Origin of the sequence: Actinomadura sp. NTSP31 (assembly GCF_041951385.1) — a bacterium.
Lineage (GTDB): Bacteria > Actinomycetota > Actinomycetes > Streptosporangiales > Streptosporangiaceae > Spirillospora > Spirillospora napierensis.
Genome location: NZ_JBGNUT010000005.1, coordinates 202,730 through 221,465 on the forward strand (window position 1 = coordinate 202,730; position 18,736 = coordinate 221,465).

19 protein-coding genes are annotated in these 18,736 nt (G+C 73.1%); 7 read left to right on the forward strand and 12 right to left on the reverse strand.

What is annotated here, in order from left to right; genetic code table 11:
- Nucleotides 1–114: 114 nt before the first annotated feature.
- Nucleotides 115–3,042, forward strand: a complete 2,928-nt coding sequence (locus ACA514_RS10610; RefSeq protein WP_375040879.1) for a UPF0182 family protein — start codon at nt 115–117, stop codon at nt 3,040–3,042.
- A 59-nt stretch (nt 3,043–3,101) separates the two neighbouring features.
- On the opposite strand, the gene ACA514_RS10615 is transcribed toward ACA514_RS10610, so the two are convergent.
- Nucleotides 3,102–4,184 carry an NAD-dependent epimerase/dehydratase family protein gene (locus tag ACA514_RS10615; RefSeq protein WP_375040880.1) on the reverse strand — a complete coding sequence of 361 codons (1,083 nt, stop codon included), beginning with the start codon at nt 4,182–4,184 and terminating at the stop codon, nt 3,102–3,104.
- Nucleotides 4,185–4,273: 89 nt separating this feature from the next.
- Between ACA514_RS10615 and ACA514_RS10620 the strand changes: the two genes are divergently transcribed.
- From ACA514_RS10620 to ACA514_RS10630, 3 genes are read left to right on the forward strand one after another with little or no spacing between them, the layout of a single operon-like run.
- The gene (locus tag ACA514_RS10620) at nt 4,274–5,725 is read left to right on the forward strand and encodes a zinc-dependent metalloprotease (protein ID WP_375040881.1); all 1,452 of its coding nucleotides are present in this window, start codon (nt 4,274–4,276) and stop codon (nt 5,723–5,725) included.
- Nucleotides 5,722–5,907 (forward strand): hypothetical protein, encoded by a 186-nt coding sequence (locus ACA514_RS10625; RefSeq protein ID WP_190852697.1) that lies wholly within the window; start codon nt 5,722–5,724, stop codon nt 5,905–5,907. The genes ACA514_RS10620 and ACA514_RS10625 overlap by 4 nt, the downstream gene beginning before the upstream one ends.
- Nucleotides 5,904–6,461, forward strand: a complete 558-nt coding sequence (locus tag ACA514_RS10630) for an NUDIX hydrolase (RefSeq protein WP_375040882.1) — start codon at nt 5,904–5,906, stop codon at nt 6,459–6,461. Before ACA514_RS10625 ends, ACA514_RS10630 begins: the two co-directional genes overlap by 4 nt.
- Here the strand turns inward: ACA514_RS10630 and ACA514_RS10635 are convergent.
- The 3 genes from ACA514_RS10635 to ACA514_RS10645 all read right to left on the reverse strand — a co-directional run bounded on the left by ACA514_RS10635 (nt 6,458) and on the right by ACA514_RS10645 (nt 8,671).
- The gene (locus tag ACA514_RS10635) at nt 6,458–7,168 is read right to left on the reverse strand and encodes a hypothetical protein (RefSeq protein ID WP_375040883.1); all 711 of its coding nucleotides are present in this window, start codon (nt 7,166–7,168) and stop codon (nt 6,458–6,460) included. The two genes, ACA514_RS10630 and ACA514_RS10635, sit on opposite strands and share 4 nt — an antisense overlap.
- Entirely contained in the window at nt 7,165–7,764 is a 600-nt protein-coding gene (locus ACA514_RS10640; RefSeq protein WP_375040884.1) for a M48 family metallopeptidase, read from the reverse strand. The genes ACA514_RS10635 and ACA514_RS10640 overlap by 4 nt, the downstream gene beginning before the upstream one ends.
- A gap of 106 nt (nt 7,765–7,870) precedes the next feature.
- A complete protein-coding gene (locus tag ACA514_RS10645) occupies nt 7,871–8,671 on the reverse strand; it encodes an enoyl-CoA hydratase/isomerase family protein (RefSeq protein WP_375040885.1) in 801 nt (266 codons plus the stop codon).
- A 210-nt stretch (nt 8,672–8,881) separates the two neighbouring features.
- Between ACA514_RS10645 and ACA514_RS10650 the strand changes: the two genes are divergently transcribed.
- A complete protein-coding gene (locus ACA514_RS10650; RefSeq protein WP_375040886.1) occupies nt 8,882–10,213 on the forward strand; it encodes an ABC1 kinase family protein in 1,332 nt (443 codons plus the stop codon).
- 231 nt (nt 10,214–10,444) lie between these two features.
- On the opposite strand, the gene ACA514_RS10655 is transcribed toward ACA514_RS10650, so the two are convergent.
- From ACA514_RS10655 to ACA514_RS10675, 5 genes are all read right to left on the reverse strand, one after another.
- The gene (locus tag ACA514_RS10655; protein ID WP_375040887.1) at nt 10,445–10,639 is read right to left on the reverse strand and encodes a hypothetical protein; all 195 of its coding nucleotides are present in this window, start codon (nt 10,637–10,639) and stop codon (nt 10,445–10,447) included.
- A gap of 97 nt (nt 10,640–10,736) precedes the next feature.
- On the reverse strand, nt 10,737–11,015 hold the full coding sequence (locus tag ACA514_RS10660; RefSeq protein ID WP_173099222.1) for a WhiB family transcriptional regulator: 279 nt from the start codon (nt 11,013–11,015) through the stop codon (nt 10,737–10,739).
- 122 nt (nt 11,016–11,137) lie between these two features.
- On the reverse strand, nt 11,138–11,488 hold the full coding sequence (locus tag ACA514_RS10665) for a hypothetical protein (protein WP_375040888.1): 351 nt from the start codon (nt 11,486–11,488) through the stop codon (nt 11,138–11,140).
- Nucleotides 11,489–11,735: 247 nt separating this feature from the next.
- Nucleotides 11,736–12,611, reverse strand: coding sequence for an acyl-CoA thioesterase II (gene tesB / locus ACA514_RS10670; protein ID WP_375040889.1), 876 nt, complete (start codon nt 12,609–12,611; stop codon nt 11,736–11,738).
- Between the two features lie 85 nt (nt 12,612–12,696).
- Complete coding sequence (locus ACA514_RS10675; protein WP_375040890.1) at nt 12,697–14,763, reverse strand: ATP-dependent DNA helicase UvrD2; 2,067 nt, start codon at nt 14,761–14,763, stop codon at nt 12,697–12,699.
- A gap of 175 nt (nt 14,764–14,938) precedes the next feature.
- Here ACA514_RS10675 and ACA514_RS10680 point away from each other — a divergent pair, with 175 nt between their 5' ends.
- Nucleotides 14,939–15,223, forward strand: a complete 285-nt coding sequence (locus tag ACA514_RS10680; protein ID WP_375040891.1) for a mycoredoxin — start codon at nt 14,939–14,941, stop codon at nt 15,221–15,223.
- Nucleotides 15,224–15,315: 92 nt separating this feature from the next.
- Here the strand turns inward: ACA514_RS10680 and nudC are convergent, their stop codons facing one another.
- Together nudC and ACA514_RS10690 are read right to left on the reverse strand one after the other, a co-directional pair.
- Nucleotides 15,316–16,233, reverse strand: a complete 918-nt coding sequence (gene nudC, locus ACA514_RS10685) for an NAD(+) diphosphatase (RefSeq protein WP_375040892.1) — start codon at nt 16,231–16,233, stop codon at nt 15,316–15,318.
- A gap of 52 nt (nt 16,234–16,285) precedes the next feature.
- Nucleotides 16,286–17,671 (reverse strand): dipeptidase, encoded by a 1,386-nt coding sequence (locus ACA514_RS10690; RefSeq protein WP_375040893.1) that lies wholly within the window; start codon nt 17,669–17,671, stop codon nt 16,286–16,288.
- A gap of 73 nt (nt 17,672–17,744) precedes the next feature.
- Between ACA514_RS10690 and ACA514_RS10695 the strand changes: the two genes are divergently transcribed.
- On the forward strand, nt 17,745–18,035 hold the full coding sequence (locus ACA514_RS10695; RefSeq protein WP_375040894.1) for a DUF4031 domain-containing protein: 291 nt from the start codon (nt 17,745–17,747) through the stop codon (nt 18,033–18,035).
- On the opposite strand, the gene ACA514_RS10700 is transcribed toward ACA514_RS10695, so the two are convergent.
- Complete coding sequence (locus tag ACA514_RS10700) at nt 18,032–18,688, reverse strand: HD domain-containing protein (RefSeq protein WP_375040895.1); 657 nt, start codon at nt 18,686–18,688, stop codon at nt 18,032–18,034. The genes ACA514_RS10695 and ACA514_RS10700 overlap by 4 nt on opposite strands.
- Nucleotides 18,689–18,736 lie beyond the last annotated feature (48 nt).

Here is an 18,736-nt window from a genome sequence, read left to right on the forward strand (position 1 = left end):
CATCTTTCCCCGTCCGGGGGCCGGGAAATGCGGGAACCCCGGCGGTAGTCGGTAAGTTGCCTTACACAGCACCGGCCGGCGGCCGGTGGGGGGCGATCTCGATCGGAGGGGCAATTGGCCTTCCGGACTGCCGGTACCGGGCGCCGGTTCGGCGCCGGGCGCACCCGGCTGATGTTGCCGGCCCTGGTGGGGCTGGCGTTCCTGCTGGTCGCTTTCCTGGTCTTCACCGCGGTCTACACGAATCTGCTGTGGTACCGCTCGGTGGGCTTCTCGGAGGTCTACACGACGCAACTGCGCGCCGAGGCCGTGCTGTTCTTCGGCTCGGGCCTGCTGATGTCGCTGGTCGTGGGCGCGAACGTGGTGGTGGCGTACCGGCTGCGGCCGGCGTACCGGCCGCTGTCGGTGGAGCAGCAGGGGCTGGAGCGGTACCGGTCGGTGATCGATCCGCGCCGCCGGCTGGTGTCGGCCGGGCTGCTGACGCTGCTGGGCGTGCTGACCGGGTCGTCGGTGGCGGGCCGGTGGCAGGTGTGGCTGGCGTTCCTGAACCGGACGCCGTTCCATGTGAAGGACCCGCAGTTCCATAAGGACGTGTCGTTCTACGTCTTCACCTATCCGTTCCTGCGGCTGGTGCTGGGCGTGGTGTTCGCGACGGTGATCCTGTCGTTCCTCGCCGCCGTGATGGTGCATTACCTGTACGGCGGTCTGCGGCTCCAGGGGCCGGGCGACAAGGCGAGCCCGCCGGCGCGCGCCCATCTGTCGGTGCTGGTGGGGCTTTTCGTGCTGCTGAAGGCGGTCGCGTACTGGCTGGACCGGTACGGGCTCGTCCATTCGGAGCGGGGGGTGGCGACGGGCGCGTCCTATGGCGACGTGAACGCGCTGCTGCCAGCCAAGACGATTCTGGCGGTCATCGCGCTGTTGTGCGCGGTGATGTTCTTCAGCAACCTGCTGCGGCGCGGCATGATGCTGCCGGGCGTGGGCTTCACGCTGCTGGTGCTGTCGGCGATCCTGCTGGGCGGGGTGTATCCGCTGCTGATCCAGCAGTTCCAGGTGAAGCCGGACGAGCTGGCCAAGGAGCGCAGGTACATCGAGCGCAACATCGACTTCACCCGGCGGGCCTACGGGGTGAAGGACGCGCAGGTCGTGCCGTACGGGTCGCAGCCGGAGAAGGACGCCGGGAAGCTGCAGGACGAGGCGGACGGGCTCGGCGGCGTGCGGGTCCTGGACCCGAACGTGGTGGGTCCGACGTTCGAGCAGTTGCAGCGGGTCCGGCCGTTCTACAAGTTCCCCGACACCCTGGACGTCGACCGCTACCCGGTGGACGGCAGGACCACCGACACGGTCGTGGCTTTGCGGGAGCTGTCGGGCGCGCCGTCGGGGCAGCGCAGCTGGGTGAAGGACCGGATGGTCTACACGCACGGCTACGGGTTCGTGTCGGCGTACGGCGACCAGATGGCGCAGGGCGGGAACCCGGCCTTCATCACCCGCGACATGCCCGCCTCGTCCGCCCGGCAGATCCAGGTGACCAAGCCGGAGATCTACTTCGGGGAGCGGTCGCCGCGCTACTCGGTGGTCGGGGGGAAGGGCCAGCAGGAGCTGGACTACCCCGACAACAGCCCCGACGGGCAGCAGAGCAACACCTACGAGGGGGACGGCGGCGTCCCGATCGACTCGTTCTTCCACAAGCTGCTGTACTCGGCGCGGTTCCAGGACAAGAACCTGCTGCTGTCCGGCGCGATCAAGAAGAACGCGAAGATCCTCTACGACCGGTCGCCGCGGGAGCGGGTGCAGAAGGCGGCGCCGTGGCTGACGCTGGACGGCGACCCGTACCCGGCGGTGGTGCAGGGCCGCATCGTGTGGATCGTGGACGGTTACACCACGTCCGGCGGCTACCCGTACTCGGAGGAGACGAGCCTCGGGCAGGCGACCCGCGACACCATCACCGACACCCGCTCGTCGGTGGCGCGGCAGGCCGACGACCACATCAATTACCTGCGGAACTCGGTGAAGGCCACGGTGGACGCCTACAGCGGCGCCGTCCACCTGTACCAGTGGGACACCGAGGACCCGATCCTCAAGACGTGGATGAAGGTGTTCCCGGGCACGGTCGACAAGCGGGCGTCGATTCCCCAGGAGCTGGAGGCGCACTTCCGCTACCCGCAGGACCTGTTCAAGGTGCAGCGGAAGATCCTGACCAAGTACCACGTGACGGACCCGTCCGCGTTCTACAACGGCGAGGGGTTCTGGGAGGTGCCGCAGGACCCGACGACCAAGGGCAAGCTGCAGCCGCCGTACTACCAGAGCGTGAAGATGCCCTCGCCGTTCGAGGGCTCGACGGCCTTCTCGCTCACGACGGTGTTCAACCCGCGCGACAACCCGCAGCTCGCCGCGTTCATGGCCGTCGACTCCGACCCGTCGAGCCCGTACTACGGGCAGATCCGGATCCTGCAGATGCCGCGGAACGCGCAGCCGCCCGGTCCGGGGCAGGTGCAGAACTCGTTCGAGACGGACTCGCAGGTGAAGAACGACCTGTTCGCGCTGAGACAGGGCGGGACGAAGACCGTCGCGGGCAACCTGCTGACGATTCCGTTCGGCGGGAGCCTGCTGTACGTGGAGCCGATGTACACCAAGGCGTCCGGAGGCAAGGAACAGCAGCCGTACCCGCTGCTCGGCAAGGTGCTGGTGCGGTACGGCAACCAGGTCGCGGCGGCCGCCACGTTCGAGGACGCGCTGAAGCAGGTGCTCGGCGGGCCGGGGGCGCCGGCGGTGACGGGATCGGAGCCGGGGCAGGGCGGCCGGCTGACGCCGCAGGAGCAGCAGGCGATCAACGAGCTGCAGAAGGCCGTGACCGACTACGAGACGGCGCAGAAGAAGGGCGACTACCCCGGCATGGGCAACGCCTGGAAGCGGATCAAGGAGGCGCAGGAGCAGCTGACGGCCGCCCAGCGGACCGCCGGCAACCAGGCGAAGCCGAAGACCGCCGCGGCGTCCTCGCCGTCGCCCACCGCCTCGCCGCCGGGGCCCGCCGGGGCGTCGGCGGGCTGACGTCGCCGCCGGGCCGTGCACCGGCCCGGCGGCGGCCTCCCCGGCGGTTCAGCGGCGGTTCAGCGGCGGCGCTTGCGGGCGCGGCGGATCGCGGCGGCGGCGCCGATGGCGGCGACGGTCGCTCCGGCCGCGGTCGCCATCGTGGCCTCCTTGCCGCCGACGCGGCGGCCGACGACGGCGTGCCGCCCGGCGGTCTCCTCCAGCACCGCGCGCAGCGCGGCGGCGTTGTCGTAGGCGGGCTTCCAGCCCGCGGCGCGCAGCCGGGCGCAGTCGACCACCCACGGGTAGGCGACGTAGTGCAGGTCGGTGGCGGGCGCCGGGGTCATGCCGAGGCGGTGCAGCCGCTGCGCCATCCCGAAGGTCAGCGCGGCGGGCAGCTCGAAGCTGCGCTTGCCGGTGATCTCGGCGACCTCCTCGGGGCCGAGCCAGCCCTCGCAGCCGACCGCGACCGGCCCGGCGAGGTCCTCGGCCACGACGACCTCCAGCGCGGAGGCGAGGTCCTCGATGTGGCAGAACTGCCAGCCGGGCGTGCTGCCCTTCACCGACAGCAGCCGGGGCGCCTCGAAGTGCCGGGTGACCACGGTGTCCACGCCGGGCCCGGCGAGGGCGGCGGGCCGGACGACGGTGATCTCCAGCCCGGGGTGGGTGAGCGGCGCGGTGGCGGCCAGCTCCTCGATCTCCAGGTGGTCGCCGGCGATGCTGACGTCGGCCTCGGCGAGCAGCGGCGCGTCCTCGGGCAGCGGCACCTCGTTCCCGGGCCCGGCGCCGTAGACCATGGCGCTGGTGACCAGCACCACCCGGCGGACGCGGGCCGCCGCGGCGGCGGTGACGACCGTCTGGGCGCCGCGCACGTTGTGGGTGCGGCGCTCCTTCCCGCCGGCGTCCGGGGAGTGCTCGACGTCCAGGTTGACGATCACGTCCACGTCGGAGAGCCGGTTGGACAGCAGCGGGTCGCGGATGTCGACGACGCGCCACGTGGCGCCGGTCACGTCGCCGCGGTGCCCGTCGATGGCGACGACCTTGCGGATGTCTTCCCGTTCGGCGAGCCGGGCGGCCAGCAGCCGACCCGCTCCGGAGGCCGCGCCGGTGACGGCGACGACCGGAGCCTTGCTACGCCGAGGGCGAACCTTGCCCGTTGCCACGGAGGTGCCCCCTTCCTTGAGTACGCGACCTTGCCGGGACCGGCTAACGTTGCGGATATGAGCCCATCATGCATCCCAGGGGCGAACCGATGAGTGACACTCCCTTCGGCTTCAACCGTCCCGGCGACGGAGACGACGACCGTCCCCAGGATCCATTCAAGGGCATGGGCGGCGACATGGCGCAGTTCGCCGACATGCTGCACCGGTTCGCGGACATGATCGGCGCGCAGGGGCAGGGCGGCGCGCCCGGCGGGCCGCTCAACTGGGACCTGGCCAAGAACATCGCCCGCCACCAGGTGGTCGAGCAGGGCGACCCGTCGGTCGTGGACACCGAGCGGCGCCAGGTCGAGGAGGCGCTGCGGCTGGCCGACCTGTGGCTGGACGCGGGCACGACGCTGCCCGCCGGCATCCGGGCGCCGAAGGCGTGGAGCCGGTCGGAGTGGATCGAGCAGACGCTCCCGGTGTGGGCGAAGGTCTGCGACCCGATCGCGTCCCGCATGGTCGAGTCGATGGGCGGCGCGCTCGGCGGCGGCGAGATGCCCGCCGAGATGCAGGCGATGGCCGGCCCGCTGATCGGGATGGTCAAGCAGATGGCCGGCGCGATGGTCGGCGGCCAGGCGGGGCAGGCGCTCGGCGCGCTGGCCCGCGAGGTGACCGGCTCGGCGGACGTGGGCCTGCCGCTGGCGCCCGACGGCGTCGGCGCGCTGCTGCCCGCGGGCGTCGAGGCGTTCGGCGCGGGCCTGGAGGTCTCCGAGGACGAGGTCCGGCTGTACCTGGCGCTGCGGGAGGCCGCGCACCAGCGGCTGTTCGCGCACGTGCCGTGGCTGCGCGCGCACCTGCTCGGCGCCGTCGAGGAGTACGCGCGGGGCATCACCGTGGACCTGTCGGGCATCGAGCAGGCCGTGCAGGGGCTCGACCTGAGCAACCCGGAGGCGCTCCAGGAGGCGCTGGGCGGCGAGATCCAGCTGCAGCCGGAGGAGACGCCCCGGCAGAAGGCGGCGCTGGCCCGGCTGGAGACCACGCTCGCGCTGGTCGAGGGCTGGGTCGACACCGTCGTCAACGAGGTCGCCGAGGGCCGGCTGCCGAACTCGGTGAAGCTGGCCGAGGCGGTGCGGCGGCGGCGCGCGACCGGCGGCCCGGCCGAGCGGACGTTCGCCACGCTCGTCGGCCTGGAGCTGCGGCCGCGCCGGCTGCGCGAGGCGGCGGCGCTGTGGCGCAGGCTGACCGAGGTGCGCGGCACGCAGGGCCGCGACGCGGTCTGGGAGCACCCCGACCTGCTGCCGACGGCCGACGACCTCGACGACCCGGACGGCTTCGTGCACGGCCGGGAGATCGAGGGGCTGTCCGACCTCGACCTGACCAACCTGACCACGGCCGCCGAGGAGGACGCCTCCGAAGGCTCCGAGGGCTCCGAGGGCTCCAAGGGTTCTGCGGGCTCCGCCGAGGCGGGCGGGAAGCCCGACGACAAGCCGGACGACAAGCCGGACGACGACCCCGGCGCGGGCGGCGCGGGGCCGGACGACGCGGGGCCGCGGTCGTGAGCGGGACGCGCGTCCCGCACGCGTCGCGGGTGAACGGCTGCCGGTACGAGCCGGGCTCGTCCACGAACGTGATCCGGCGGCGGGTCGCGCGGGAGAGCCTGTGCTGGCAGCGGCCCGTCGACCAGGAGCGGCGGCGCCGGCATCCGGCCAGCTCGCCCTACGCCCGCGCCAACCGCACGTGACCGCTCCGTCCGCGACGGCCCCGCTCCACGCCGACGCCTTCGAGGTCCTGTCGTCGTGGCGGGCGCCCGATGCGGATCAGGAGCGGCTACGGCGGGAGTTCCTGGCGCACCTGGCGGAGCATCCGGCGGACGGGATGTGGCGCGAGTGCGCCGAGGCGCACATCACCGCCAGCACGGCGGTGCTCGACGCGTCCCGGTCCCGGGTGCTGCTGACGCTGCACTCCAAGATCAAGGCGTGGCTGCAGCTCGGCGGGCACTGCGAGCCCGGGGACGCGACGCTGGCCGGCGCGGCGCTGCGGGAGGCGACGGAGGAGTCCGGCATCCCGGGCCTGCGGCCGCTGCCCGGGCCGGTCCAGCTGGACCGGCACCGGGTGCGCTGCCACCCGCGGGGGACCTGGCACCTGGACGTCCAGTACGTCGTGATCGCCCCCGGCGGGGCCCGGCCGGTGGTGTCGGACGAGTCGGACGACCTGGCCTGGTTCCCCGTGGACGATCTTCCGGCGGACTCCGACGACGCCCTGCGCCGCCTCGTCGGCCGCGCGATCGGCGGCTAGTGGAGCGGGGAGCCTTCGAGGAGCGCGCGGGTGTTCTCCCAGCCTTCCAGGCCGGGGTCGAGAAGGCGCAGGTCGCCGGGGGTGCGGATGCGGTGCCAGGCGGGGCCCTGCGGGACGAGGCCGGGACGGGGCGCGGCGGCGCGCAGCCGGGCCAGGGCGTCCGGAACGTCGAGGGCGGCGGCACCGTGACCGGAAGAGGCGCGACCGGAGGAGTCGGGCGCGGCGGAGAGGTCGTCGAGCGCGGTGGCGAGCCAGCCGGGCAGGGGGAGCCGGGCGGCGAGCGCGACCAGGCCGCGGCCGCCGGTGTCCTGGCAGGCGGCGGCGGGGGCGCTGCCGAGGGCGCGGAACAGCTTGCCGATCAGCAGCGGCGGCAGGTCGGGGGCGTCCGGCGCGATCAGCGCGGCCTCCTCGGCGCCGAGCGCGTGCAGGGCGGCGAAGGCGGCGGCGGGGGCGGGTTCGCGGACGATCGGGGTGCCCGGCCAGGTGATCGTCTCGGCGTCCGGCGGGCCGTCCGGGTCGACGGCGAGCGCGGCCGCCACGAACTCCAGGCCGGCGGCGACCTCGTAGACGTCCTCGAGCATGGCCAGCCGGAACTCGGCGTCGTCCACCCCGGGGGGAGCGGCGGACGGGCCGGACGGGTCGAACGGCAGGACCGCGGCGCAGCGGCCCGTGATCTGTGCGGCGGGCGGGTTGCCGGGCAGGGTCACCCGGCGACCTCGTGCGGGAACTCCTCGCCGTGCAGGCCGTCGCCGTGGTGCATGCCGTCGTCGTGGACGGGCTCCTCGTCGGGCGCGTCCGCCTCCATCGGCAGGTGCGCGGCGGCGGCGACGCCCTCCAGGTAGCCGCGGGCCCGGTCGGCCTTGGGGTAGTTGCCGACGAGCTGCCAGAAGTCGGCGCCGTGCCCGGGGATCAGCAGGTGCGCCAGCTCGTGCACCAGCACGTAGTCGACGACCCAGGACGGCATGCCCCGCAGCCGGGTCGACAGCCGGATCGTGCCGTCGTCGGGGGTGCAGGAGCCCCAGCGGGTGCGCTGGTTGGCGACCCAGCGGACGCTGACCGGGTCGGCGCGGCCGGCCAGGTAGCGGCGGGACAGCTCGTGGGCGCGCGACTGGAGGGCGGCGTCGGAAGGGCGGCGGCGGCGTTCGCGCTCCTCCAGCCGTTCCAGGATGGTGGCGATCCACTGTTCCTCTTCGGCCTTGCTGAGCCTGGAGGGCACCATCACCACCACCTTGTCCCCGTCGCGGTAGGCGGACACGGTCCGACGGCGCCTGGTGCTGCGGCGGACCTCAACGTTAGGGGGCACGGCGCAACCGTACCCAAAATTTTGCGTCCTCCACAGGGGGTGTTTGACGTCAGCCCAGGTCAGAGCCCATCTTTTGCTCGACTCTCAGGTACTTTCCACAAGCTGTTCAAGTGCCGGTGAAGCGCGGGGCGCGCTTCTCCCGCTGGGCGGTCAGTCCCTCGTTCATATCCTGCGACGCCATGGTGACGGGTTGCGCGAGCGATTCCCAGCGCAGTGCGGCGTCCATGTCGGCGTGCCCGCCGTCCGCGAGGGCGACCTTGGTGAGGCGGGTCGCGATGGGCGCGTTGGCGGCGATCCTTTCGGCGATCTGCAATGTCTCCCCCAGCACGTCCGCGCGCGGGAAGGCCCGGTTGACCAGGCCGTGCCGCTCGGCCTCGGCGCCGGTGAGGACGCGTCCGGCCAGCAGCATCTCGCGGGCCAGCGGCAGCCCGGCGACCTCGGGGAACAGCCAGGTGGCGGCCATGCCGGGGTGCAGGCCGAGCGCGGTGAACGGGGCGAGCAGCTTGGCGTCCTCGGCGGCGTAGCGCAGGTCGCAGGCGAGGGCGAGGCACAGCCCGGCGCCGACGGCGTGCCCGTTGACGGCGGCGATCGTGGGGACTTCGAGGCTCCGGATCGTCAGCCACGTCCGGTAGAACTCCAGCATCCGGTCGCGCAGCGGGGGGACGGCGACGGAGTTGGTGTCGGCGAGCCAGGAGAGGTCGCCGCCGGAGCTGAACGCGGTGCCGGCCCCGGTGAGCACGACGCAGCGCAGCCCGGTGTCGCCGCGCAGGTCCGCGACGGCCTCCTTGTAGGCGGCGGTCATCTCGTCGGACATCGCGTTGCGGCGGCCGGGGTCGTTCAGCGTCAGGACGGCGACGCCGTCGGGGCGGCGCTCGACCCGCAGCGGAGCGGACTGTTCTCCGGACATGGCTCCGCACCGTACCGTGCGGCGCCCGCGGCGCGCGCACGCGCCCCCCGCCGGCGTCCCGGGCGGGCCGTGTCCGGCCGTGCGACCTGCGTGAGAAAGCGCACACTTACCAAGGGTCCGCAGGTCACGGCGGTTCGCCCCGCCGGGCTCGCGGATTTGCTGCCCGGTCGTTGTGGCGCGAACGACAGCCGATCACGGACAATGGTCCGCGTGAGCGATCTTCCCCGCCGCGCGGTGACGCGGTCAGCAAAGCTGGCGTCCCTCCCCCTCGGCTTCGCGGGGCGCACCGCCCTCGGCATCGGGAAGCGGACCATCGGCCGGCCCGCCGAGGCCGTCGCCATGGAGATCCAGACGCGCACCGCCGAGCAGCTGTTCAAGGTGCTCGGCGAGCTCAAGGGCGGCGCGATGAAGCTCGGCCAGATGCTGTCGATCTTCGAGGCGGCGCTGCCGCCGGAGATCGCCGGCCCGTACCGCGCCACCCTCACCCGGCTGCAGGAGGCCGCTCCCCCGCTGCCCGCGTCGACCGTGCACAAGGTCCTCGCCGAGGCGCTCGGCGAGGACTGGCGCGACAACTTCGCGTCGTTCGACGACAGGCCGGCCGCCGCCGCGTCCATCGGGCAGGTGCACCGCGGCGTGTGGGCCGACGGCCGCCCGGTCGCGGTGAAGGTGCAGTACCCGGGCGCCGGCAAGGCGCTGATCAGCGACTTCAACCAGCTCGCCCGGCTCGGCCGGCTGTTCGGCGTGCTGATGCCGGGCCTGGACGTCAAGTCGATGCTGGCCGAGCTGAAGGAGCGGGTGGTCGAGGAGCTCGACTACACCATCGAGGCCGAGTCCCAGACGATCATCCGGGACGCCTACCTCGACGACCCCGACTTCTACGTGCCCGAAGTGATCGCCCAGTCCGGCGACGTGCTCGTCACCGAGTGGATGGACGGCACCCCGCTGTCGAAGATCATCAGCGACGGCGACCAGGAGACCCGGAACCACGCGGCGCTGCTGTACTGCCGGTTCCTGCTGTCGGGGCCGAAGCGGTCCGGGATGCTGCACGGCGACCCGCACCCCGGCAACTTCCGGCTGCTGGACGACGGCCGGCTCGGCGTCCTGGACTTCGGCGCGGTCGACCGCATCCCCGGCGGCTTCCAGCGGCGGCTCGGGCTGCTGCTGCGGATCGGCACGATGGCCGACATCGACGAGATCGAGGACGCGCTGCGCGACGAGGACTTCATCCGCGAGGGCGTGGAGGTCGACGCGGAGGAGCTGCAGGCGTTCCTCGCCCCGATCACCGAGCCGTTCGTCACCGAGACCTTCAAGTTCAACCGCGAGTGGCTGCGCGACATGGCCGCCCGCGTCACCGACCTGCGGCCGACCAACGTCGTCCGGCAGCTCAACCTGCCGCCCGAGTACGTGATCATCCACCGGGTGCTGTCGGCCGGCACCGGGGTGCTGTGCCAGCTGGAGTGCGAGATCCCGGCCCGCGCCGAGTCGCTGAAGTGGGTGCCCGGCTTCGCCGACGACGAGGACGGCGAGCTCGTCACCCCGTAGAACTCCGTAGATCCACCGCGAGGACGACGAAACGGGCCCCGCCCGCGCTGATGAGGCGCGGGCGGGGCCCGTTGCGGTGCGTCCGGCGAGTGGGTCACCGGACGCACCGGTGTCCACCGGGAGGCGCGCCCTGGATTTCAGGTGGCGCCCGCCGAAACCATCCAAGAAGCGGCGGGCGGACGGCCTGCGACCGGCGGACCGGGAGTGGTCCATCGGTGCTTCATCAGTGGATCATCGGTGCTGCTTCGACACGTGCGCGTCGGTGTCGCGGGACGCGGTCGGCGCCAGCAGCACGCGCCGCACCCGCGACGCCCTCGTCCGCGCCTCCCGGCGCGCGCGCCTCAGCGCGCGCACGCGGGCGGCCAGCTCGTCGGGCACCGCCACGGGTATTCGCTCCCGGAACAGGTCCTGGCTGAGCAACGTCATCTCGTTCTCCCTCGCCGCCCGCGGGCGCGGTCCCCGCGCGGGGACCGCGCCTGCGGGTTCGATCCGGCTGATCGTCGGTGCGGTCGGCATCAGGGCCTCACACCGCCGCCTCGTCCGGGAGCGGGTGCTTGCGCGGGCGGCCGCGGGGCCGCTTGCGCGCGACGATCACGCCGCGGACGAACAGCTCGCCGCCCCAGACGCCCCACGGCTCCTTGCGCTCGAGGGCGCCGGCGAGGCACTCCTTGCGGAGCGGGCACTCCAGGCACAGCGCCTTGGCGAGCTCGACGTCGGCGGGCGCCTCGGCGAAGAACAGCTCGGGGTCGGTCCGGCACGGCAGAGTGAGGTCCTCCTCGCTGATCGCGAGAGCCCCCTGCATCACAGTCACCCTTGTTCCTCTCGTTGGATCTCAACGGGCGTGTCGGTTGGGTCGTCCGGGCAAAAGAGAAGGCCGCGGATCCGGTGTCGGGATCCGCGGCCTGGGGGCTTGCCGGTGTCTTGCTAGACCGGTCGCCTCCAGGGGTACGGACCCGACACGCCACCCTGCGGGGTGGCGCCCATGTGGGCCGTGGCCGGAGCCTGGGAGGTCATGCCTTCGGATGCGAAGACACTCCGCCCCTGCTCGTCCTGGATTCGCTGCTCGATGCGCAGATCACGTAGATCGCGCAGACGGGTGCCGTCGACGTGGAGCCTCCGGCCGGCCGCATTGGCCGACGGGGCGACGCCGAGACGCGCCGGGCCGCCGGGCTTCACGCCGAGCGGGGTCCGGAAGCTCGAGACGGAATACGTGTTCGAGGCGCCGGGGCATGCCGCGGTCCAGGACGACAGCGATTTCATCGACGTGTTGGTCACCGGACTGACACCACCTCTCTGGCTCCTCGGGCCGGGGCCGGCGGATCCAAGATCCACACCGGTCGGCCGGTTGATTGCTCGCGACGAGCGTACGGGCATCCCGCCGAAGCAATCAAGATATTTTTGACCTGCGGTTTCGTGGGTGACTTCACCCTCGTTCCCGGGAACCGGCGCCGCTCGCGCGGCGTCGAAACTCCCGGGAGCGCCTTACAAGACGATCATCGCATACGGGGCGCGGCGCGTCCCGTCACCGCTCCCGGCCGGAGTCGGACACGCGGACGAGCCCCTCCTGCATCACCGACACCACCAGCTCCCCGGAACGGGTGAACACCTGGCCGCGGGCCAGCCCGCGGGCGCCGCCCGCGAACGGGGTGTCCTGGTAGTACAGCAGCCAGTCGTCGGCGCGGAACGGCCGGTGGAACCACATCGCGTGGTCCAGGCTGGCGCCCATCGTCCGCTTGTCGCCCCAGGCCAGCCCGTGGTTGAGCAGGACGGTGTCGAGCAGCGTCATGTCCGAGGCGTAGGTCATCAGGCACACGTGCAGCAGCGGGTCGTCGGGCAGGTCCCCGATGACCTTCAGCCACACCACCGACTCCGGCGTGGCCAGCGCCGGGTCCTTGGCCGCCTCCCAGGTCAGCGGCGTCGCGTGCCGCACGTCGAACGGCCGCCGCTCGACGAAGGCGCGGGCGCCGGCCTCGCCGAACAGCGGGGTGAACCGGGCCAGCGAGTCCGGCAGCGTCTCGGGGTCGGGGGCGTCGGGCATCGGCGCGTGGTGGGCCGGGCCGTCCTCGACGACCTGGAACGACGCCGACAGCGTGAAGATCGCCTTGCCGTGCTGGATGGCGCTGACGCGGCGGGTGGTGAAGGACCGGCCGTCGCGGACCCGGTCGACGGTGTAGACGATCGGGACGAGGGGGTCGCCGGGCCGGATGAAGTAGGCGTGCAGCGAGTGCACCGGGCGGTTCACCGGAACGGTGCGCCCGGCGGCGACGAGCGCCTGCCCGGCCACCTGCCCGCCGAAGACACGCTGCCTGCGCTCTTCGGGGCTGCGGCCGCGGAAGATGTCGTTCTCGATCTGCTCGAGGTCCAGCAGGTCCAGCAGTGCCTTCAGGGATTCGCTCACGACCGCCAGTCTTCCGTATCGTCCCATGTGACAGGGCTCTCACCCCTGCGCCACACCCTCCGCCGAGGCCGCCGGCGCGGCGGCCTCAGACCCCGCACAGCTTCAGCACGGCCTCGCCGTAGCGGTCGAGCTTGACCCGGCCCACGCCGGGGATGCGGGCGAGCTCCTCCACCGACTCGGGGCAGTGCTCGGCGATCGCCTGCAGCGTCGCGTCCGTGAACACCACGTAGGCCGGGATCCGCTGCTCCGCCGCCATCTCGGCGCGCCAGTCCTTCAGCGCGATGAACAGCTCCTCGTTCAGCTCGGACGGGCAGTCCTCGCAGCGGCCGAGCTTGCGCTCGACGGCGGCGGTGAGCGGCCGCCCGCACACCCGGCACGGCTGCGGGCCCTTGCTGGCGCGGCGCTTGGCGCGGTCGACGCGCGCGGGCATGTGCGTGGTGGTCTTGTCGGTCAGGCCGTCGAGGAACCGGGACGGGCGGCGCAGCTGCGACCCGCCCGGCGAGCGCGCCAGCGCCCACGACAGCCCCAGGTGGACGCGCGCGCGCGTGATGCCGACGTAGAGAAGCCGGCGTTCCTCCTCGACCTGCTCGGGCGTCTTGGCGTAGATGATCGGCAGCGTGCCCTCGGCCAGGCCCACGAGGAACACCGCGTCCCATTCCAGGCCCTTGGCGGCGTGCAGCGAGGCCAGCGTGACGCCCTCCAGCGGCGGCGCGTGCTGCGCCGCGGCCCGCTCCTCCAGCTCGGCGACGAACTCGGGCAGGCCCGCCTTCGGGTCGTCGGCCGCCATGTCCTCGGCGAGCTGCGCCAGCGCGGCGAGGGACTCCCAGCGCGCGCGGGCCGCGCCCGCGCCCTCCGGCGGCTGGTCGGAGAACCCCGCGCCGGACAGCACGTGCCGGACCGTCATGATCAGGCCCGTCCCGTCGGTCTCGGCGTCCGCGCCGGCCCGTGCCGCGCCGCGCAGCCGGACGACCGCCTCGCGCACCTCGGGCCGCTCGAAGAACCGCTCCGCGCCGCGCAGCACGTAGGGGACGCCGGCCGCCGCGAGCGCCGACTCGTAGGTCTCCGACTGGGCGTTGATCCGGAACAGGATCGCGATCTCGCGGGCCGGGACGCCCTCGTCGATCAGCTTGCGGGCCCGCCGCGCCGTGTCGTCGGCCTCGGCGACCTCGTCGTCGTACTCGTTGAACACCGGATCGGGGCCGTTCTCGCGCTGCGCGACCAGCTCCAGCCCGTGCCGGCCGCCCTTCGCCTGCCCGATCACCCCGTTCGCCAGCCGGACGACCTGCGGCGTCGACCGGTAGTCGCGGACGAGCTTCACGACCTTCGCGTCCGGGTGCTCGCGGGTGAAGCCGAGCAGGTAGGACGGGCTGGCGCCGGTGAAGGAGTAGATCGTCTGGTTCGGGTCGCCGACGACGCACAGGTCGTGCCGGCCGCCGAGCCAGGCGTCCAGCAGCATCTTCTGCAGCGGGTTGACGTCCTGGAACTCGTCCACGACGAAGTACCGGTACTGCTCGCGGACCTGGCCCGCGACCTCGCGGTGCTCGGTGAGCACGGCGGCGGTCAGCTCCAGCATCCCCTCGAAGTCGAGCAGGTTGCGCTCGCGCCGCAGCTGCTCGTACATCGCGTAGACGCGCGCCACGTCCACCACCTCGGTGGACGGCCTGCGGGCCGCCCGCACGACGGCGGCGGGGTAGTCCTCGGGGCGGTTCTGGGTGACCTTCGCCCACTCGATCTCGCCGGCGACGTCGCGCAGCTCGGTGCGGCCGAGCGACAGCCCGCACATCCGCGCCGCGTCCGCGACCAGCTTGATCTTCGAGTCGATGATCTTCGGGGGGTCGCCGCCGACGACCCGCGGCCAGAAGTAGCTGAGCTGGCGCAGCGCCGCCGCGTGGAACGTGCGGGCCTGCACGCCGGGCGCGCCGAGCTGGCGCAGCCGGCTGCGCAGCTCCCCCGCCGCGCGGGTGGTGAACGTCACCGCGAGCACGCGCTGGGGGGTCACGACGCCGGTGTGCACGGCGTAGGCGATGCGGTGCGTGATGGCGCGCGTCTTGCCCGTCCCGGCGCCCGCCAGGACGCACACCGGCCCCTGCACCGCCTCCGCGACCGCCCGCTGTTCGGGGTCCAGTCCCTCCAGCACCGACTCAGCCACCATGCTCCCCATACTCCCAGTCCGCCTCGACCGTATCCGCCCGCCACACGAATTGTGGACGGACGGCCGCGCCGGTGGCGGACGCGGCGCCGCTCGCGGAATGCGGGAGGGGTATCTAGTGTTCTCCGGGAGGCGAGGTCCACAGACCGTACGAACGAACGAGGGAGACGACGTACCGATGGCGACGCCGACGACCGAGCGGGTCGAGGGCCCGACCGGCCAGCTCACCATGTACACGACGACCTGGTGCGGGTTCTGCCGGCGGCTGAAGAGCCAGCTGGCCCGCGACGGCATCGAGATGGTCGAGGTCGACATCGAGCGCGACCCGAAGGCCGCCGAGTTCGTCATGAGCGTCAACGGCGGCAACCAGACGGTCCCGACGGTCCTCTTCCCGGACGGCAGCGCCGCCACGAACCCCAGCGCGAAGGAAGTCAAGCGTCGCCTCGCGGAACTCGCGAAGTAGAGCCGAGCGAAGGCCCGCCGACCATGCGGTCGGCGGGCCTTTCGCATCCCCGCGTGCGCGGGGAGCAGCCTTCAGGCTACGGTCCGCATCCGTCAGAACGCGGGCATGCCGGGGAGTTCGCCGCCGTACCAGCGCATGATGAGCTGGGCGGCGATCGACAGGACGCCCGGGGCGACGATCTCCCCAGACTCGATCGCGGCGCGCAGCTCGTCGCGGGTGTACCAGGCGGCGTCGAGGATCTCCTCCGGGTCGGGACGCAGCGGGACGGTGCCGTCGGCGGTGGCGGTGAAGCCGAGCATCAGGCTCTGCGGCAGCGGCCACGGCTGGCTGCCGAGGTAGCGGACGTCCCGGACGGCCAGCCCGACCTCCTCCTCCACCTCCCGCGCGACGGCCTGCTCGAGGGACTCGCCGGGCTCGACGAAGCCGGCGAGGATCGAGCGGCGGTCGGCGGGCCACTGCGGGCCGCGGGCCAGCAGGATCCGGTCGTCGGCGTCGGTGACCAGCATGATCACGGCGGGGTCGACGCGGGGGAAGTGCTGCGAGCCGTCCTGCGGGCAGACCCGGACGTGCCCGGCCGCGGTGACGCGGGTCTCCGCGCCGCAGCGCGGGCAGAACCGGTGGGTGCGGTGCCAGTGCTCCAGCGCGACGGCGTGCGTGAGCAGGCCGGAGTCGCGGTCGGGGAGCACCGCGCCGACGCGGCGCAGCCCGGCGGGTGCGGCGCCCTCGATCGCGGGCAGCTCACCGGGCACGCCGAAGTAGGCGGTCCCGTCGCCGTCGACGCCGAGCAGCCAGCGGTCGCCGTCCGGGGCCCGGTCCGGGGCGAGGAGCACCAGCGCCGGTTCCGGTTCGTGGGTGACGAGCGACCGCCCGTCCTGGACGACCAGGACCCGCGTCCCCGGGTCGGCCCACGCGGCGGCGAGCCACGCGTCGTCGCGCCGCTTCAGCGCGACCCGGTCGAGGGTGCCGCGCGCGAGCGCCAGCCATTCGAGCGGTCCTTCGGTCACCGTCATCGGGCTCCTCTCTTCCGGCGGTCCTGCGGTCCCGCGGTCCTGCACGACAGGTTCAGCGGAGTGCGGTGGCGAGTTCTTCCCACAGGTAGGCGGCGGCCTCGGCGCCCTTGAGCAGCAGCGGGATCTCGACCTTCTCGTTGGGGGCGTGGATCCGGTCGTCGTCCAGGCCGACCGCGACGAAGATCAGCGGCGCCTCGAGGACGTCGGCGAGGTCGGCCTCGGGGCCGCTGCCGCCCTCGCGGGTGAACAGCACCTCGCGGCCGAACGCGCGCTCCATGGCGCGGCGCGCGGCCTTGACGCCGGGCGAGTCGATCGGCGAGAAGCACGGCCGGACACCGCCGCCCGGGATCCGCACCTCGGCCTCGACGCCGTACGGGGTGTTCGCGGCGACCCAGTTCCGGAAGGCCTGCTGCACCTTGGCGGGGTCCTGGCCGGCGACGAGCCGGAAGGAGATCTTGGCGTGCGCCTCGCGCGGCACGATCGTCTTGCCGCCGGGGCCGGTGTGCCCGCCCCACATGCCGTTGATCTCGGCGGTCGGCCGCGCCCAGACGCGCTCGAGGGTGGTGTAGCCCTTCTCGCCGTACGCGGCGCGGCTCTCGCCGGCGGTGCGCAGCCACTCCGCCTCGTCGAACGGGAGCTTGGCGAACAGCGCGCGTTCCTCGTCGGTCAGCGGGACGACGTCGTCGTAGAAGCCGGGGAGGGTGACGCGGCCGTCGGCGTCGTGCAGCGCGGCCATCATCGTCGCCATGGCGTGCAGCGGGTTGGGGACGGCGCCGCCGAACGAGCCGGAGTGCAGGTCCGACGACGGCCCGCGCAGCGTGACCTCCGCCTCGGTGAGGCCGCGCATGCCGGTGCACATCGACGGGACGTCCGCGGCCCACATGGTGGTGTCGCTGATGACGATGGCGTCGCAGCCGAGCCGGTCGCGGCGCTCCCGGAGCAGGTCGGCGAAGTGCACCGAGCCGGACTCCTCCTCGCCCTCGACCAGCAGCCTGATGGTGACGGGCGGGGCGTCGGCGCCGGACGCGGCGAGCCCGGCGCGGATGCCGAGGGTGTGGAAGAACACCTGGCCCTTGTCGTCGGACGAGCCGCGCCCGATGAGCCGCCCGTCCCGCTCGACCGGCTCGAACGGCGCGGTGTCCCACTCGTCCAGCGGTTCGACCGGCTGCACGTCGTGGTGACCGTAGACCAGCACGGCCGGGGCGTCCGGGTCGGCGGCGGGCCATTCGGCGAACACGGCCGGCAGGCCGGGCGTCTCCCAGACCTCCACGGTGGGGAACCCCTGCCCGCGCAGGTACTCCGCGAGCCATCCGGCGGACCGCCGCACCTCGGTGGCGTAGGCGGGGTCGCCCGACACCGACGGGATCGCGAGCCACTCCTTGAGGTCGGCGACGAACCGGTCGCGGTCGGCCTCGATGTACTGGATTACGTCGTTCACCTGCATGCCCCTTCGCATGTCGTACTGTCAGGCACTGTATGGGATCCCGGTCCCCCGTCCCCCAGGAGGCGCTTTGATCCTCATTGATCCGCCGCTGTGGCCCGCGCGCGGGCGCGTGTGGTCGCACATGGTGAGCGACGTGTCGTACGACGAGCTGCACGCGTTCGCGGCGGGTCTCGGGATGCCGGTGCGGGCGTTCGACCGCGACCACTACGACGTGCCGTCCGAGCTGTACGAGGCCGCAGTCTCGCAGGGGGCGGAGGCGGTCGGCTGCCAAGAGCTGCTTTTGCGTCTGACCCGTGCGGGGCTGCGGCGCCGGAAGGCGGTCCGGCGGCGGGCCGCCGGGGGGCTGGGCGTGGGTTAGGCGTTGAGGAGCATCAGCTCCGTCTCGATGTTGCGGCGCGCCCGCTCCTCGTAGCGTTCGCGCGCGGTGGCGGTGTGGAAGAGGCGGGGAAGGGCGAGGAGGCCGTTGAGCACTTCGGCGCGTCCGGCGCGGAAGAGGTCCTCGGGGACGAAGGCGTACTCCTCGCGGACGGCGGCGGCGTAGGCGGCGTACCGGTCGGGATCGGCGCCGAGGATCGCGAGGTCGGCGTCGCACAGCACCTGGCCGGCGCGGTCGCCGGGCTCGGGCGCGTGGGTGGCGGTCAACTCGACGAGCCGGACGACCTCGCCGACCGTCGCCGCGGGGAGGTCGGTGTCGGCGAGCATGCGGGCGGCGAGGCGGGCGCTGCGCTCCTCGTTGTCGGCGCGCTCGGGGTCGTAGACGGCGTCGTGGAACCAGGCGGCGAGCCGGACGGTGTCCGGGTCGAACGTGCCGGGCTCCGCGGCCGTGCCGCCCTCCTCGCCGGCCAGCTCGTCCACGAGGTCGAGGACGGCGGCGAGGTGCTCGCGGGTGTGGTACCTGCGGTGCGGCTCGCCGTAGCGACTGTCCAGCTCCACCCCGATGTGCCGGGTCTGCGGGCCGGCCAGCGCCGCCCACCGCCCGACGAGGTCCATCCGTGCGTCCACGCGGACCATCCTCCCGGATCGCCGGACGCGGCGGGACACGCGGTGCCATCGTTCTTG

Bases quoted from the DNA above. Each gene is read 5' to 3' on its own strand.
- ACA514_RS10700 (WP_375040895.1), bottom strand. From the start codon at position 18,688: ATGGTCCGCGTGGACGCACGGATGGACCTCGTCGGGCGGTGGGCGGCG.
- ACA514_RS10645 (WP_375040885.1), bottom strand. From the start codon at position 8,671: ATGTCCGGAGAACAGTCCGCTCCGCTGCGGGTCGAGCGCCGCCCCGAC.
- ACA514_RS10675 (WP_375040890.1), bottom strand. From the start codon at position 14,763: ATGGTGGCTGAGTCGGTGCTGGAGGGACTGGACCCCGAACAGCGGGCG.
- ACA514_RS10660 (WP_173099222.1), bottom strand. From the start codon at position 11,015: ATGCAGGGGGCTCTCGCGATCAGCGAGGAGGACCTCACTCTGCCGTGC.
- ACA514_RS10620 (WP_375040881.1), top strand. From the start codon at position 4,274: ATGAGTGACACTCCCTTCGGCTTCAACCGTCCCGGCGACGGAGACGAC.
- nudC (WP_375040892.1), bottom strand. From the start codon at position 16,233: ATGACGGTGACCGAAGGACCGCTCGAATGGCTGGCGCTCGCGCGCGGC.
- ACA514_RS10680 (WP_375040891.1), top strand. From the start codon at position 14,939: ATGGCGACGCCGACGACCGAGCGGGTCGAGGGCCCGACCGGCCAGCTC.
- ACA514_RS10655 (WP_375040887.1), bottom strand. From the start codon at position 10,639: ATGACGTTGCTCAGCCAGGACCTGTTCCGGGAGCGAATACCCGTGGCG.